A 14449-nucleotide genomic window follows, 5' to 3' on the forward strand; every position below is an offset into this window, starting at 1 on the left:
TCCACCACGACCCGGCCGACTTCACCCTGAACGACCGGACCTGCGCCGCCGTGAACCGCGTCCGGGCCTACGTCTCGAGGGTCTACTTCGTGGCCTCGTGCAACCGCTGCAGCGACGCCGCCGACCGCACGCCGACGCTGAAGCGGGTCGAGCTGCTGAACGGCCAGCTGGTCGAGACGGCGCTGGTCGAGGGCATCGAGGACAAGCGCTTCGAGTACGGCTTCGACATCGACGGGAACGGCACGCCGGACACCTACCTTACCCAGCCCGGCGTCGCCGGGCCGACGTCGGACTGGGCGAACGTCATGGCGGTCCGGTTCCACTTCGTCAGCCGCTCGCTGGACAAGGCGACCGGCAGCTCGGGGCCGGGTGCCTCGCAGAGCTTCGACTTCGGCGGCGCCGGCGTGATCGTCGCGGCCGACGACGGCTACGTCCGGCGCGCGCACGGCAACACGATCCGCCTGGTCAATCCGAGCGGAACCCGGGAACTGCCGTGACGCACCGCCTCCGGAACTCGACCCGCCGAAGCTGCGAGCGCGGCGCCACGCTCATCGTCGCCCTGATCATGCTGCTGGCCATGGCCCTGCTTGCCGTCTGGGCCTACAACGGCAGCACCGCCAACCTGCGCATCGTCGGCAACACGCAGACGCGGCAGGAGGCCTTCGCCGCCGCGCAGGCGGCGATCGAGTGGACGATCAGCTCGTCGCTGTTCGTGCAGGACCCGGTGGCGGTGGCGGCGAGCCCGATCCCGATCGACGTCCACGGCAACGGCCACGCCGCCTACGCGGCCCGGCTCGATCCGGCGCCCTCGTGCTACCGGGTCCGCCCGGTCGCCTCCGGCGAGCTCAACCCGACCACCGCCAGCGACCTGCCCTGCATGCTGTCGCAGGCGCCGAACGGCATCGAGAGCGCGGTGCCCGGCCCGGCGGCGGGCGCGTCGCTGTGCTCGGACATGGAATGGAACGTCCGTGCCGTCGTCAACGACGCGACCAGTGGAACGAGCGTCGCCGCCAACCAGGGCGTGGCCGTTCGCGGCTTCGTCACCGATGCGGCGACCGGATGCCCGTGAGTCGAACCACAGGCACCACCCCATGAAGAACCTCCGCACCCGAACCGCCCGCATGGCCTGGGCCGCCGCCTGCCTCGCGCTGCTCGCCGGCCCCGCCCGCGCCGAGGACATCGACATCTACTCGTACGTCGACGCCAACGCCGACCTGCCGAACGTCCTGCTCGTGCTCGACAGCTCGGCCAACTGGTCGGCTTCGCTGCCGGTGCCGAACTGCTACTACAAGGAGGGCGGCGTTCTCACGAGCGCGGGCCCGTCCAGCGCCGAGCAGGGCAAGAAGGTCGGCATCGAGAAGTGCGCCCTCTACAACCTGATCGACTCCTTGCCGGTGAAGGCGAGCGGCGGTCCGAACAACGACGCCCTCTTCAACGTCGGCCTGATGATCTTCAACGAGTCGCCGGCTGCCAACAGCGGCGGCTATCCGCGCCGGGCCCTCGCGCCGCTGACCACCAGCAGCAAGATCGCCTTCAAGCAGGTGATCAGGAACCTCGACATCCAGGCCGACAAGGCCAACAACGCCGCCTTCGCGAAGACCATGCACGAGGCCTACCTGTACTTCAAGGGCCTCGACGCCTACCGCGGCAAGGCCGGCACGAAGTGGGACCCGGCCGCGTTCACCGGCAACCGCTACAACTCGACCGCGGCCGGCGCCTGCGGCCGCAACTACCTGATCTTCATCGCCAACGGCGGCCCGGGCGAGAACACCAACGGCGACGCCAGGGCGCTGCTCGCGGCGGCCGGCGGCGACACCGCGCCGCTCGTCTACCCGAGCTCGGTGGTGACGAACTCGGACCAGGCGAACTGGGCCGACGAATACGCCCGCTTCATGCGCGGCGTCGACGTGAGCGGCCGCGAAGGCATGCAGGGCATCGTGACGCACGGCGTGGCGGTGATCGGCAGTTCTAGCGACGGCAACTACCCGAACTTCATCCGCAGCATGGCCAACTACGGCGGCGGCCAGTACTTCAGCGCCAGCAGCGCCGACACGCTGACGCTGGCTCTGCAGCAGGTGTTCGACCAGATCCAGGCCGTCGACAGCGTGTTCGCCTCGGCCAGCCTGCCGGTGTCGGTGAACGCGCGCGGGACTTACCTGAACCAGGTCTACATGGGCATGTTCCGTCCCGACGCCGGCGGCCTGCCGCGCTGGCGCGGCAACCTGAAGCAGTACCAGCTCGGCATGGATGTGCTCGGCAACCTGTCGGTGGTCGACGCCAACGGCGCATCGGCGATCAGCTCCTCGACCGGCTTCATCGGGCCGGCGGCCGTGTCCTTCTGGACCGCGCCGAGCGAGTTCTGGATGAACCAGCCGATGGGCACGCCGGCATCGCGCAGCGACTCGCCCGACGGCGAGGTGGTGGAAAAGGGCGGTGCCGCGCAACGCCTGCGCAGCACATACGCGGAGGCCAGCGGCACGCGCCAGGTCCTCACCTGCATCGGCTGCACGTCGGGGCCGGTCACGCCGAGCGCCTTCGCCGACGGCAACGCCGCCATCACGCAGGCGGCCCTCGGCGTCGCCAGCGCCGCCGCACGGACGAACCTGATCGAGTGGGTGCGCGGCAACAGCAACGCCGGCGACGAGCAGGGCCCGACGACGCCGCCGGCGACGACCACCCGGCCCTCCGTGCACGGCGACGTGCTGCACTCGCGGCCGGCGGTCGTGAACTACGGCAGCGGGACCGGCGTGGTCGTCTTCTACGGCGCCAACGACGGCATGCTGCACGCCATCAACGGCAACCAGAGCGGCCCCGGTGCCGGCGAGGAGCTGTGGAGCTTCGTGCCCGAGGAGATGCTCGGCAAGCTGAACCGGCTGCGCGTCGACGCGCCGGAGGTGAGGGTCCCCTCGACCCCGGCCTCGTCGCCGGCCACGCCGCGCGACTACTTCGTCGACGGCCCGATCAGCGTCTACCAGAAGATCAACGCCAGCGGCGGCAGCGATCGCGTCGTCATCTACGTCGGCATGCGCCGCGGCGGCCGCCAGCTGTATGCCTTCGACGTGACGACGCCGAGTGCACCCCGGTTCCTGTGGAAGAAGGTCGGCGGCAGCGGCGACGTGACCCTCCTCGGCCAGACCTGGGCCGAGCCCAAGGTGGCACGCATCAAGGGCCATGCGAATCCCGTGCTCGTCGTCGGCGGCGGCTACGACGCCGCGGCCGAGGACGCCGCCAGCGCCGGCGCGACGACGATGGGCAACGTCGTCTACGTGCTCGATGCGTTCAGCGGCGCGGTGCTGAAGACCTTTACCGACCTGACCGGCGCCGGCTCGATCGGCCGCAGCATCGCCGCCGACGTGTCGATTGCCGACAGCGACGGCGACGGCAAGATCGACCGCGCCTACGCCGTCGACCTCGGCGGCCAGGTGTACCGGATCGACTTCGAGTCGAGTGCCGGCGGATTCGCGGTCTCCGACTGGTCGATCCGCAAGTTCGCCGACCTGAGCGGCGGCACGTCGACCGGCCGCAAGTTCTTCTTCGCGCCGGACATCATCGTCACGCGCGACTTTGCCGCTCTCACGTTCGGCTCGGGCGACCGCGAGAAGCCGCTGCTGACGGCGACGCAGGATCACTTCTTCCAGCTCTTCGACCGGGAAACCGGCAAGGGCCTCCCCGCCGGCTTCGCTCCGATCGTCTGGGACCACCTGCGCCGCGCCGGGACAGAGAGCGACGTGACCGGCAGCGGCTGCTATCTGCCCCTCGATCAGGGCGAAAAGGTCGTCAATGCCTCGACCTCGATCGCCGGCTACAGCTTCTTCGGCACCAACCGGCCCACTGCCCTCGGGTCCTCCCAATCCTGCACCGTCAACCTGGGCACCGCCAAGAGCTACGCGATGCCGCTCTTCTGCGTCGCCAGCGCCGGTTCGGTGCTGACCGGCGGCGGCCTGCCGCCGAGCCCGGTCGCGGGCCTCGTGACCGTGAGCTACACGTCGGCAGGCGGGGCGACCCTGACCCGTCAGGTGCCCTTCGTCATCGGCGCCCCCAATCCCAGCGGCTCGGCGATCCAGGCGACGCGGCCGCGGCCCTCCGTCAACGCGCCGCGCCTGCGCCGCTACTGGTACCAGGAAGTCAGGCGCTGAACAGCCGGACGGCGCTGCTCGTCCGCGCCCTGGCGCCGCGGCCTGCAGGGCGGGGCCTGGCCTGGGTCTCGCTCGATCCCGGCGACGACCTGCACCGTCTCGTCGACGAGGCTCCGCTGCACCGGCTCGCCCGCCTGATCGAGCAGCTGCCGGCGCCAGCCCGCACTGACGCGGCCACCGGCGGGCCATCGCCCGGCATGGCTCCGCATGGCTCCTTTTGGTCGATGTTCCGCGCCGCCAATGCAGGAATACTGCCGGTCACCGCTGCAGCCGCAGCCGGTCAACGAGGAGCCCACCATGAGCCACAAACCCCTGATCACGATCTTCGGCGCCACCGGCGCCCAGGGCGGCGGTGTCGCCCGCGCCCTGCTCGCGACGAGCGGACGGGACTTCCGCGTCCGTGCCGTGACGCGCCGCCCCGGCAGCCCGACAGCGCAGGCGCTGTCGGATCTCGGCGCCGAGATCTGCGCTGCCGACCTCGACGACGAGGCCAGCCTGCAGCACGCCATGCAGGGCGCGCACGGCGCCTTCTGCGTCACCAACTTCTGGGAGCACTTCTCGCCCGAGCGCGAACTCGCCCAGGCCGACCGCCTCGCCGAGGCGGCGCAGCGCAGCGGCGTGCGCCACGTGATCTGGTCGACGCTCGAGGACACGCGCCGCTTCGTGCCGGCCGACGGCACGCGCATGCCGGTGCTCATGGGGCGCTACAACGTGCCGCACTTCGACGCCAAGGGCGAGGCCGACCAGCACTTCATCGGCCGCGGCCTGCCGCTCACCCGGCTGCTGACCTCGTTCTACTGGGACAACCTGATCCACTTCGGCATGCAGCCGCAGCGCGGCAGCGACGGCCGCCTGCAGTTCGTGCTGCCGATGGGCGATGCCGCGCTGCCCGGCATCGCCGCCGCCGACATCGGCGCCTGCGCCGCGGCCCTGTTCCGCCAGGGCGACACCGCCGTCGGCCGCAGCGTCGGCATCGCCGGCGAGCACCTGAGCGGCGCGGAGATGGCGCTGGCGCTGTCGCGCGCGCTGGGCGAGCCGGTCGACCATGTGGCCATGGACCGGGCCGACTACGCCCGCCTCGGCTTCCCCGGCGCGGCCGACCTGGCCAACATGTTCCGCTTCAAGACCGACTTCAACGCCGCGTTCCGCGCTGCGCGCAGCGTCGCCGCGACACGGGCCCTGCACCCCGGGCTGATGCGCTTCGACGACTTCCTGGCCCGGCACGCTGCGCAGATCCCCGTCGCGCCGCGCGCGGCGCCCTGACGCCAGAGCACACCCGATCCCCGAGCTTGCCGGCGCCGTTCCGTCGATGCGGCCGCACGCATCGACACCTTCGCCTGCCTGACGCCGGGCCCGCTCGAGGGCGTGGCGATGAGCGACGAGGAGCTGTCGCAGATGTCGGCGATGAACAGCGCCGGTCGTTCGACCGGCTGCGCAGCCTGGCCGGCGCGCAGATCATCCGCCGCCCGGGCAGGACCTCCTCGACGGGCTGGTCGCGACGACTCGGGTAGAAGCGGAGGGCTGAGCAGACGCCTGCGCGGATTCGCGGTCACCGGGCCGCGATCCACGCTTCGAGCTTCGCTTCGAGCACCGCCAGCGGGATGTTCCCCGTGTCCAGCACCCGGCCATGGAACGCGCGAACGTCGAAGCGCGCGCCGAGCGCCTGCTCGGCACGCTGGCGCAGGCGCTGGATGGTCAGCGCGCCCACCTTGTAGGCGAGCGCCTGGCCGGGGTCGGCGATGTAGCGCTCGACCTCGGCCGTCGCGTCGGTCCGGCTCATCGCCGAGTGGGCCAGCATGTAGTCGATGGCGCGCTCGCGCGACCAGCCGAAGGCGTGCAGCCCGGTGTCGACCACCAGCCGCATGGCCCGCAGCATCTCGTCGTTGTAGTGACCGAACAGCTGGTGCGGGTCTTCGAACAGGCCGAGCTCGGGGCCGAGGCTCTCGGCATAGAGCGCCCAGCCTTCGCCGTAGGCGGTGTTGCCGCCGAAGCGAAGCAGCTTCGGCAGGGTCGGGCTCTCGGCGGCGAGCGCGACCTGCATGTGGTGCCCGGGCAGGGCCTCGTGGAGGTAGAGCGTCTCGACGCCCCAGGTGCGTCGGGTCTCCAGCGCGAAGGTGTTGAAGAAGAACACGCCGGGTTGGCCGGTGTCCAGCGATCCCGAGGTGTAGCTGGCACCGGCGGCGCTCGGTGCCTGGATGGCCGGCGTCGGCCGGATGGCGAGCGGAGTCTTCGGCCGCTTGTCGAATAGCCGGGGCAGCGCCGCATCGACACGCCGCCCGACCTCGGCGTAGCGGTCGGCGAGCGCCTGCGCGGAGGCCGGCGCGAAGCGGGGGTCGAGGCGCATGTGCTCGAGGAACTGCGCCAGCGTGCCCTGGAACGACACCCTGCGCATCACGGCCGCCATGCCGGCTTCGATGCGTGCCACTTCGTCCTCGCCCAGCCGATGCACGTCCGCCGCGCCCAGCGTGGTCGTGGTGTTGGAGCGGATCAGGAATTCGTAATAGCGCGCCCCGCCCGGCATCTCCGACAGGCCGACCGAGGCCCGGCTCGTCGCCAGGTAGTCGCTCGCCAAGAAGGAGTGCACCCGTGCGAAGGCAGGGCGCAGCCGGTCCTCCACTGCCGCCGCATACGCAAGCGCAAGGCGCTCGCGCTCGGCCGCCGGCATCGCCGACGGCAGCCTGCGGATGGGTCCGTAGTACGCAGACTGCTCGACCCCTTCCCCGGCGAAGCGCTCGAACTGCACCATCACCCGTTCGACCAGGAGGCGCGGCAGGACGACGCCGGTGCGCTGGCCTTCCCTCATGCGGCCCACGGCCCGGTCGAGCCAGGCCACGAAGCCGTCGATGCGCGAGAGGCCGTCGTCGTAATCGGCCACGCTGCGGTAGGGGGCCGCGCCTTCTCCCGACGACAGGATCGGGAAGTACAGATGCCACCCGTTCATCTGGTCGAGCTTGAGCAGCGGCCAGATGGTTGCCGCGGGCGGCGAGTGGCGGTCGCGCCATTCCTCGCGCGACCAGCGGAAGGTGTCGTAGGCGACGCGGTCGATCGGGCCGAGCGCCTCGCGCGGGATCCGCGCCAGCTGCACGAGCTCGGCCTCGGCGGCCTGCCGCTCCGCGCCCACGTAGGCGGCCGAAATGTAGTCGCCGTGCAGCGCCGCGCGCCGCGTGTCGCCGCGGTACAGGGCGAAGAGCGGGTTGCGGTCGAGGAGGGCCTCGTCGCTGGCGTCGAGCAGGCTTTGCAGACGCGCGGAGGCGTCGGGAGCCGGCCCCTCAGGCGACAAGGACAGCCCGCCGCATGCGCTCGAAAGGCCGACCAGAAGCACGATGGCAAGTGCGCGGAAGCCCATGAATCCCCCATGCGCCCGCTCTCGCGGCGGACGTCGGTTGCGGCGGGCCTTCAGGTGATGCGCCCGAACCAGAGCAGCGACAGCGTCGCTGCGGCGAGCACGAGCATAGCGGCCAGCACCGCGAGCAGCGGCGCGAGCTCGGTCTCGCGCGTCTGCACCTGCAGGCGCGAGCCGAGGTTCTGGTAGACGGTGCGCAGCCTTTCCGCCGTGCCGGCGTGGTGATACTCGCCGCCGGTCATCCGCGCCACCTCGCGCAGCGTCGGCTCGTCGAGCTTGAGGTAGATCGCGAAGCCATCGGCCGACGAGGCTGCGCCGTCGACCGTTCCCAGCCCGACCACGTAGACCCGCACGCCCCGGTCGGCGGCCATCTTCGCTGCCTCGAGGGTGTCGATGCCCGTGGTGCGGCGGCCGTCGCTGAGGAGGACGATGGCGGCCGAATCGTAGGAGCCCGGTGCGACCGGCGTGAGCTGCTTCGGCGGCCCCTTGTCCTTGTCCTTCGCCTTGCCGGTGCGGCTGAGCGCGTTCTGCCTCGCGCCGAAGGTCATGTCGCCCAGGCTGATGCCGTGGTCCGGGAACAATTCGGCCAGGCACAGCACGATCGCGTTGCCGACGGCGGTGCCGATCTGCATCTGGAAGGCGTCGATGGCCTTGACCAGCGCGGCGCGATCCAGCGTCGCCGCCTGGGCGACCTGGGCGCTCCCGGCGAAGGTGACCAGCCCGACATCGATGTCCGGGGGCAGCTCGCTCAGGAACAGCTTCGCCGCTTCCTGCGCGGCGACCAGGCGGGTCGGCTTCACGTCGGTGACGCGCATGCTCAGCGACACGTCCATGGCCAGCCAGATCGAGGACCGGGTCCACGGCAGCGTCAACGACGCGGTCGGGCGCGCCGTGGCGAACAGCAGCACGCCGCACGCGGCGAGGAGCAATGCCGGCGGCACGTGCCGGCGCCAATGCCGGCCGGCCCCGGCCTCGCGGACGGCGGCCAGGCTGCTGTAGCGCAGCACCTGCTTGCCGCGCCGGCGCAGGAGCCACAGGTACAGCGCCGGCAGCAGGGGCAGCGCCAGCAGCAACCACAGGTACTGGGGCCACAGGAAGTTCATGAGCGGCTTCATCCTATCGGCAATCGGAGGACCGGATCCGAGGGAACCTGTGCCGGTCGAGCCGGTCCTATCGGCTCCGCAACCCACGGGGTGAACATGACCCGAGACGAGACCCGAGCCATCCTGACCCTGAGCGTGCTGGCCGCGTTCGTGGACGGCGACAAGCACGAGCGCGAGCGCGCCGAGATCAAGCGGATCGCTGAAGGGCTGGCCGCCGACGACGGCGTGAACCTGCCCACGCTCTACCAGGACGTCCTGATGAAGCGGGTGTCGATCGCATCGGTCGCCGGCAGCCTGACCGGCCTCGAAGCGAGGCAGCTCGCCTACGAGATGGCGGTCTGCGTCTGCGATGCCGACGGCGTGCAGTCGCAGGCCGAGCAGCGCTTCCTGCACGACGTGCGCGCCGCACTGGCGCTCGCTGCGCCTGCAGCGACCGAGTTCTCGCACGCCGCTGACGAGCTCGCCGCGGTGCCCCTCGGGGTGCCCGGCACGGCGGACGTGCCGGCCCCGGCCGGGCGTGCGTCTCCCGACGCCGCCGAGCTCGACCGCACGATCCTCGAGGCATCGATCCTCAACGGTGCGCTCGAGCTGCTGCCGGAGACGCTGTCGACGATGGCCATCATTCCGCTGCAGATGAAGCTGGTCTATCGCATCGGCCAGCAACACGGCTACGAGCTCGACCGCGGCCACGTGAAGGACTTCCTCGCCGCCGCCGGCGTCGGCCTGACCTCGCAGTTCATGGAGCAGGCCGGGCGCAAGCTCCTCGGCGGCCTGCTCGGCAAGATCGGCGGCGGCCTGGGACGCGGGCTCGGCAACCAGGCCGTCAGTTCGGGGATGAGTTTCGCCAGCACCTACGCGCTGGGCCACGTCGCCAAGCGCTACTACACGGGCGGGCGCACCCTGTCGACGCCGATGCTCAAGGACGCCTACGCCTCCGTGGTGAAGGAGGCGCGCGACCTGCAGTCGAAGTACCTGCCGGCGATCCAGGACAAGGCCCGCACGATGGATGCCGGCAAGGTGCTGGCGATGGTGCGGGGGGCGTGACGTCAGTCGTTCGTGCGGTTTCTGTGCCCGAGGGCACACAGATCCATCAGGAGCATGAAGGCATGAACCCGCCCATGAAGCTGAAGTCGCGCCGCGTCGTCAGCACCCAGGCCGACAGTGCCAGGAAGGTCGCGCCGGTGGCCGCGGCAGGCTTGCAGGGTCGGTGACGACCAGGGACGGGCCCGCGGAGTCGGGGTGCGCTGCAGCGGCAGAAGAGATAGGCGACATGGGGTTCATGGTGTGGGAATCCTTGTTCGCTCGGTTCAAAGTTCGTGACGGATCAAGCGCTGGCGCATGCGTCGGGAGTCATGGCCGCGGCGCCACAGACGCATCGCGAACCGTGCTGCGCGCGCGAGCGCGTTGTCCAGCGCTGTGCGCCAGTCGCTCGCCACCGAAGCGACGACCACGGAGCCTGCCCCATCCGTCCTGAGCTCCACCTGGCAGCGCTTGTCGATGCCGCCGCGGGGGCCGTTCACGTCCGACATCTGCACCTCCGAACCTGCAGTCGAAAAGACTGCGGCCAGGCTGGGATGGTTCGTCGAAGGCGCCATAGTCGAGCACCCGGTAGGCGCCGCGGGCCCGGTGGGCGCACATTCCCCTAACGAACGCCCTAGCCATGGGCGCAGACCATGCAGAGCTTCCTCGACCCGGCCATCCTCTTCTTCGTGTTCGGCCTGCTCGCCGGGCGCTTGCAGTCCAATCTGGAGATCCCCCCACAGGTATCGCGCTTCCTGTCGCTCTACCTGCTGATGGCGCTCGGGCTCAAGGGTGGCTTCGCGCTCTCTGAATCGGGGCTTACCGCCGACGTGGCGATCAGCCTGGGGAGTGCGCTGGCGCTGGCGTTCATCGTCCCGGCACTGGGGTATGCCGTCCTGCGACGGTTCCTGAACGGCTTCGACGCGGCCGCTATCGCGGCAACCTACGGCTCGGTCAGCGCGGTGACCTTCATCACCGCCGTGCAATACCTCGACAACATCGGCCTGCCTTATGGGGGGCACATGGCTGCGGCGATGGCGTTGATGGAGTCGCCCGCCATCATCATGGCAGTGGTGCTGGCCAATGTGGTCAGGACACGGCAGGCCCGAGTGCCTGGCCACGCCAGCCTGGGCGAGCAGACCGGTGCAGCGGACAGCACCGCCGCGGGCATGCCCGTGGGCCGGATTCTTCACGAGTCGCTGACCGACGGCGCACAGCTGCTGCTGCTCGGAGCCATGGTGGTCGGCATGGTCACCGGCAAAGCGGGCGAGGCGGCGATGCAGCCGTTCGCCGTCGACCTGTTCAAGGGCATGCTGGCGTTCTTCCTGCTTGACATGGGTTTGCTCGCCGCGCGCAACATCGGTGGGCTCAAGGGTCACTCTCCGTGGCTGTTCGTCTATGCCGTGGCCGCGCCGGTGGTTCATGCCGGCCTGGCCCTGGCCTTGGCGGTCGCGCTTGGCATGTCGCCAGGCAACGGTGGCCTCTTGATGGTCCTCGCCGCCAGCGCCTCGTACATCGCCGTGCCGGCCGTCATCCGACACGCCATACCCGAGGCGAATCCCTCGCTCTACTTCGGCATGTCGCTGGGCCTGACGTTTCCCTTGAACATCCTGATCGGCATTCCGGCGTACGTCCACGTGGCACAGCGATACCTGTCGTGACAGGTCCGCGCAGCCCGGTCCGACAGGCGCTGGTTCGGGAAATGCGAACCTGCCCTCGCTCTGTCGCTGCTTCATCTGAAAGCTCGATCTGCCGAACATCCACGCCTTCCTCGCAGCTACCCAGGCACATGGACACCCTCGCTCATCTCTTCGCGATCATGACTGCCACGATGCTCGCCGCCACCTTGAACGCCTGGCGCCTCGGCAACGAGAAGCGCGATGTGGCCTTGCGGGGACGCACGATTCTTGCCAAGTCCCTGAACTCTGGCAGCCACCGGCAAACAACAGCATGACCGCCCGCGCCATCTGGAAAGGCCACCTCGTCCTCGGCAAGCAGCAAGTGCCGGTGAAGGTCTATTCCGCCGTCGAGGACCAGGCGGTCCACTTCCACCTCCTCCACGAGAAGGACCTGACGCCGGTCGAGCAGCGCATCGTTCGCAAGGACAACGGCCGCGAGGTGGCGAAGGAGTCGCAGCGCAAGGCATTCCCGCTCGATGACCAGCGCGCCGTCATCCTCGAGCCCGACGAGCTGGACGCGCTCGAGCCCGACTCCGACCGCGCGATCCACCTGCTTCGCTTCGTGCCGCGGGAGGCGCTCGGCGAGCAGTGGTTCGACCGGCCCTACTACCTCGGCCCGGACGACGACGAGGGCGCCTACTTCGCCCTCGCCGAGGCGCTCGGCGCCAACGGCCGCCTCGGCATCGCCCGCTGGGTCATGCGCGAGAAGCGCTACCTCGGCGCGCTGTCGGTCACCGACGGCTGCCTGTGCATGACGACGCTGCGCCGCGCCGACCAGGTGCTCGAGGTGCCGGCGATCCGGCCCGACAAGGCGCGCACGCCGTCCGACGCCGAAGTGAAGCTGGCCGAACAGCTGGTCGAGTCGATCACCGGCGCCTTCGCGCCCGGGGAGTGGCGCAACGAATACCGCGAGCGCCTGCACAAGCTGATCGAGGCCAAGGCGAAGGGCACGAAGCTGCGCCTCGTTGCCGCGAAGCCGAAGGAGGCGACGGGCGACCTCGCCGAGAGCCTGCGCGCCAGCCTGGCGGCGATGAGCAACGGAAAGAAGAAAGTTGCCTGAGGCCAAGCAGCCGTCGGCGGCGGTGCGGCCGTTCTGGTCGGGCACGATCACGTTCGGGCTGGTGAGCATCCCGGTCGACCTGATGGCCGCCGTGGGGCCCCGGCACAAGTCGATGAAGCTGGTCGACCAGGAGGGCCATCCGCTGGGCCGTCGCTACTGGTGCCCCAGGGACGAGAAGATCCTCGACAAGGACGAGCTCGTGCGCGGCTACGAGACCGAGTCCGGAAAGATGATCGTCGTCACCGACGAGGAGTTCGCTTCCGCCGCCCCGGAGAAGTCGCGCGACATCGACCTGAAACGATTCGTCCCGCTCGACGAGATCCCGCCGTTCTACTTCGACCGCCCCTACTTCCTGGCGCCGGACGAGCGTGCGGGCAAGGCCTACGCCCTGCTCGCGCGCACGATGGAAAAGACCGGCAAGGCCGGGATCGGCAGCTTCGTGATGCGCGGCCACGAGTACCTGGTCGCCATACTGGCCGAGAACGGCATCCTGCGCGGCGAGGTGCTGCGCTACGCCGACGAGGTTCGTTCGCCCGAGGCGATCGGCCTGCCGAAGCCGGGCAAGGCGGAAGCCGGGGCGGTGCGCGCCTTCGCCAGGGAGATCGATGCGCTCGCGAAGCCGGGCCTCGATGCCGCCGAGATGGCCGACCTCGAGGCCGAGACGCTGCACCGCTTCGCTCAGCAGAAGGCGAAGAGAGGTCTGGGCGTGATCGCCATGGACGGGCTCGAGGATCCTGACGACGAGGCCGGCGGCTCGGGCGAGGTGATCGACCTGATGGAGGCGCTGCGCAAGTCGCTGGGCGCGAAAGCCGGGGCAGCAGCGAAGAGCGGCGTGAGGACGACCGCGGCCAAGGAGACCGCGCTGAAAAAGACGGCGGCAAAGAAGACCGCCGCCAGGAAGAAAACCGTCGCGAAGGCGCGTTAGTCCACCGCGCCTGGGCCGCCCGGGGACCCCGAGCCGCAGGGCACCGAGAACACCTCGACCGGCAGCGCCTTGCCGCGGAAGGCCACCGGGCCCAGCCGCTCCGTCGCAATCCGGTCGCCGAGCTCGGCGCAGGTGTCGGTGTCGATCAGGACGGCCTGCTGCGCCACCTTGGTATGCGCCTCCAGCCGGGCCGCGAGGTTGACGGTGTCGCCGATGCAGGTGTAGGTGGCACGCTGCTGGGTGCCGGTGTAGCCGGCGATCATCTCGCCCGTGGCGATGCCGATGCCGACGCGGATGGGCGCCTTGCCCGCGTCCTGGCGTTCCTTGCCCAGCAGCTCGATCAGCTCGACCATCTCGATGGCGGCGCGGACGGCGGAGGCGGCATGGTCGGGCAGCGGCAGCGGCGCGCCGAAGATCGCCATCAGGCCGTCGCCGATCATCTGGTTGACGACGCCGCCATGGCCGCTGATGGCGTCGAACATCAGCGTGTAGAACGTGTTCAGCAGCTCGATCGTCTCCTCGGGCGGCTGCGACTCGACGATCGACGTGAAGCCGCGGATGTCGCAGAACAGCACGGTCCCGCGCACGCGCCGGCCGGCCAGCGCGAAGCCCGAGTCCTGCAGGTCCTGCGCCACCTCCGAGGTGGCGAAACGCCTGATCATTTCCTTCTGCTGGTCGCGCAGGCGCTTCTTCTCCAGGCTGGCGCCGATGCGCGCCTTCAGCAGCACGGCGTTGACCGGCTTGGCCAGGTAGTCCTCGGCGCCGAGCTCGATGCAGCGGACCACGTTGGCGATACCCTCGAGCGACGAGGTGACGATGACCGGCAGGTCGCGCAGGGCGCGGTCGGCGGTGAGCTCCTCCAGCACCTCGAAGCCGTTCATCTCCGGCATCTCCATGTCGAGCAGGAGCAGGTGAAAGGGGCTCGCGCGCAGCATCTCGAGCGCGACCCGGCCGTTCGGCGCCGAGGCGACGCTGTGCCCCTGCAGCTCGAGGCTGCGCGTCAGCAGAAGGCGATTGACCTTGTTGTCGTCGGCGACCAGCAGGCGCGCCGGCCCGTGCCGGAACTCAGCCACGGCGAAGCGCCCGCAGCCCCGCCGCGACCTCCGCGTAGTGCGAGACCAGCGTGGCGAGAACCTCCGGCGATCTCGCCCCTTCGATGCCCTTCAGCTCCAGCTCGCGCGCC

13 protein-coding genes are annotated in these 14449 nt (G+C 70.2%); 9 read left to right on the top strand and 4 right to left on the bottom strand.

Going from position 1 to position 14449, the window contains the following annotated elements:
• The 4 genes from AC30N0_RS09350 to AC30N0_RS09365 all read left to right on the top strand — a co-directional run.
• The coding region (locus AC30N0_RS09350; protein WP_489517653.1) for a PilW family protein at window positions 1-497 on the top strand (497 nt) is incomplete at its 5' end.
• On the top strand, window positions 494-1069 hold the full coding sequence (locus AC30N0_RS09355; RefSeq protein ID WP_489517654.1) for a PilX N-terminal domain-containing pilus assembly protein: 576 nt from the start codon (window positions 494-496) through the stop codon (window positions 1067-1069). The genes AC30N0_RS09350 and AC30N0_RS09355, both read left to right, overlap by 4 nt.
• Before the next feature lie 22 nt (window positions 1070-1091).
• A complete protein-coding gene (locus AC30N0_RS09360; protein WP_489517655.1) occupies window positions 1092-4136 on the top strand; it encodes a pilus assembly protein in 3045 nt (1014 codons plus the stop codon).
• A gap of 297 nt (window positions 4137-4433) precedes the next feature.
• Entirely contained in the window at window positions 4434-5399 is a 966-nt protein-coding gene (locus AC30N0_RS09365) for an NmrA/HSCARG family protein (protein ID WP_489517656.1), read from the top strand.
• A gap of 286 nt (window positions 5400-5685) precedes the next feature.
• On the opposite strand, the gene AC30N0_RS09370 is transcribed toward AC30N0_RS09365, so the two are convergent.
• Together AC30N0_RS09370 and AC30N0_RS09375 are read right to left on the bottom strand one after the other, a co-directional pair.
• Window positions 5686-7416 (bottom strand): DUF885 domain-containing protein, encoded by a 1731-nt coding sequence (locus tag AC30N0_RS09370; RefSeq protein ID WP_489517657.1) that lies wholly within the window; start codon window positions 7414-7416, stop codon window positions 5686-5688.
• Between the two features lie 116 nt (window positions 7417-7532).
• Window positions 7533-8582 carry a VWA domain-containing protein gene (locus tag AC30N0_RS09375; protein ID WP_489517658.1) on the bottom strand — a complete coding sequence of 350 codons (1050 nt, stop codon included), beginning with the start codon at window positions 8580-8582 and terminating at the stop codon, window positions 7533-7535.
• A 96-nt stretch (window positions 8583-8678) separates the two neighbouring features.
• Between AC30N0_RS09375 and AC30N0_RS09380 the strand changes: the two genes are divergently transcribed.
• Window positions 8679-9626 carry a YcjF family protein gene (locus AC30N0_RS09380; RefSeq protein WP_489517665.1) on the top strand — a complete coding sequence of 316 codons (948 nt, stop codon included), beginning with the start codon at window positions 8679-8681 and terminating at the stop codon, window positions 9624-9626.
• Window positions 9627-9889: 263 nt separating this feature from the next.
• Here the strand turns inward: AC30N0_RS09380 and AC30N0_RS09385 are convergent, their stop codons facing one another.
• A complete protein-coding gene (locus tag AC30N0_RS09385; protein WP_489517659.1) occupies window positions 9890-10111 on the bottom strand; it encodes a hypothetical protein in 222 nt (73 codons plus the stop codon).
• 144 nt (window positions 10112-10255) lie between these two features.
• On the opposite strand from AC30N0_RS09385, the gene AC30N0_RS09390 reads away from it, so the two are divergent.
• From AC30N0_RS09390 to ku (AC30N0_RS09405), 4 genes are all read left to right on the top strand, one after another.
• Window positions 10256-11263 (top strand): sodium-dependent bicarbonate transport family permease, encoded by a 1008-nt coding sequence (locus tag AC30N0_RS09390; RefSeq protein ID WP_489517660.1) that lies wholly within the window; start codon window positions 10256-10258, stop codon window positions 11261-11263.
• Between the two features lie 128 nt (window positions 11264-11391).
• Window positions 11392-11556, top strand: a complete 165-nt coding sequence (locus AC30N0_RS09395; RefSeq protein WP_489517661.1) for a hypothetical protein — start codon at window positions 11392-11394, stop codon at window positions 11554-11556.
• On the top strand, window positions 11553-12341 hold the full coding sequence (gene ku, locus AC30N0_RS09400; protein ID WP_489517662.1) for a non-homologous end joining protein Ku: 789 nt from the start codon (window positions 11553-11555) through the stop codon (window positions 12339-12341). Before AC30N0_RS09395 ends, ku (AC30N0_RS09400) begins: the two co-directional genes overlap by 4 nt.
• Complete coding sequence (gene ku / locus AC30N0_RS09405; protein ID WP_489517663.1) at window positions 12334-13266, top strand: non-homologous end joining protein Ku; 933 nt, start codon at window positions 12334-12336, stop codon at window positions 13264-13266. The genes ku (AC30N0_RS09400) and ku (AC30N0_RS09405) overlap by 8 nt, the downstream gene beginning before the upstream one ends.
• Here the strand turns inward: ku (AC30N0_RS09405) and AC30N0_RS09410 are convergent.
• The gene (locus tag AC30N0_RS09410) at window positions 13263-14339 is read right to left on the bottom strand and encodes an adenylate/guanylate cyclase domain-containing protein (protein ID WP_489517664.1); all 1077 of its coding nucleotides are present in this window, start codon (window positions 14337-14339) and stop codon (window positions 13263-13265) included. The genes ku (AC30N0_RS09405) and AC30N0_RS09410 overlap by 4 nt on opposite strands.
• Window positions 14340-14449 lie beyond the last annotated feature (110 nt).

The sequence above is a fragment of the Rhizobacter sp. genome (assembly GCF_031412495.1).
Classification (GTDB): Bacteria; Pseudomonadota; Gammaproteobacteria; order Burkholderiales; family Burkholderiaceae_C; genus Schlegelella_A.

Coding starts and splice junctions, on each gene's coding strand:
- AC30N0_RS09360 (WP_489517655.1), top strand. CDS start 1,092: ATGAAGAACCTCCGCACCCGAACCGCCCGCATGGCCTGGGCCGCCGCC.
- AC30N0_RS09365 (WP_489517656.1), top strand. CDS start 4,434: ATGAGCCACAAACCCCTGATCACGATCTTCGGCGCCACCGGCGCCCAG.
- AC30N0_RS09375 (WP_489517658.1), bottom strand. CDS start 8,582: ATGAACTTCCTGTGGCCCCAGTACCTGTGGTTGCTGCTGGCGCTGCCC.
- AC30N0_RS09380 (WP_489517665.1), top strand. CDS start 8,679: ATGACCCGAGACGAGACCCGAGCCATCCTGACCCTGAGCGTGCTGGCC.
- AC30N0_RS09385 (WP_489517659.1), bottom strand. CDS start 10,111: ATGTCGGACGTGAACGGCCCCCGCGGCGGCATCGACAAGCGCTGCCAG.
- AC30N0_RS09390 (WP_489517660.1), top strand. CDS start 10,256: ATGCAGAGCTTCCTCGACCCGGCCATCCTCTTCTTCGTGTTCGGCCTG.
- AC30N0_RS09395 (WP_489517661.1), top strand. CDS start 11,392: ATGGACACCCTCGCTCATCTCTTCGCGATCATGACTGCCACGATGCTC.
- ku (WP_489517662.1), top strand. CDS start 11,553: ATGACCGCCCGCGCCATCTGGAAAGGCCACCTCGTCCTCGGCAAGCAG.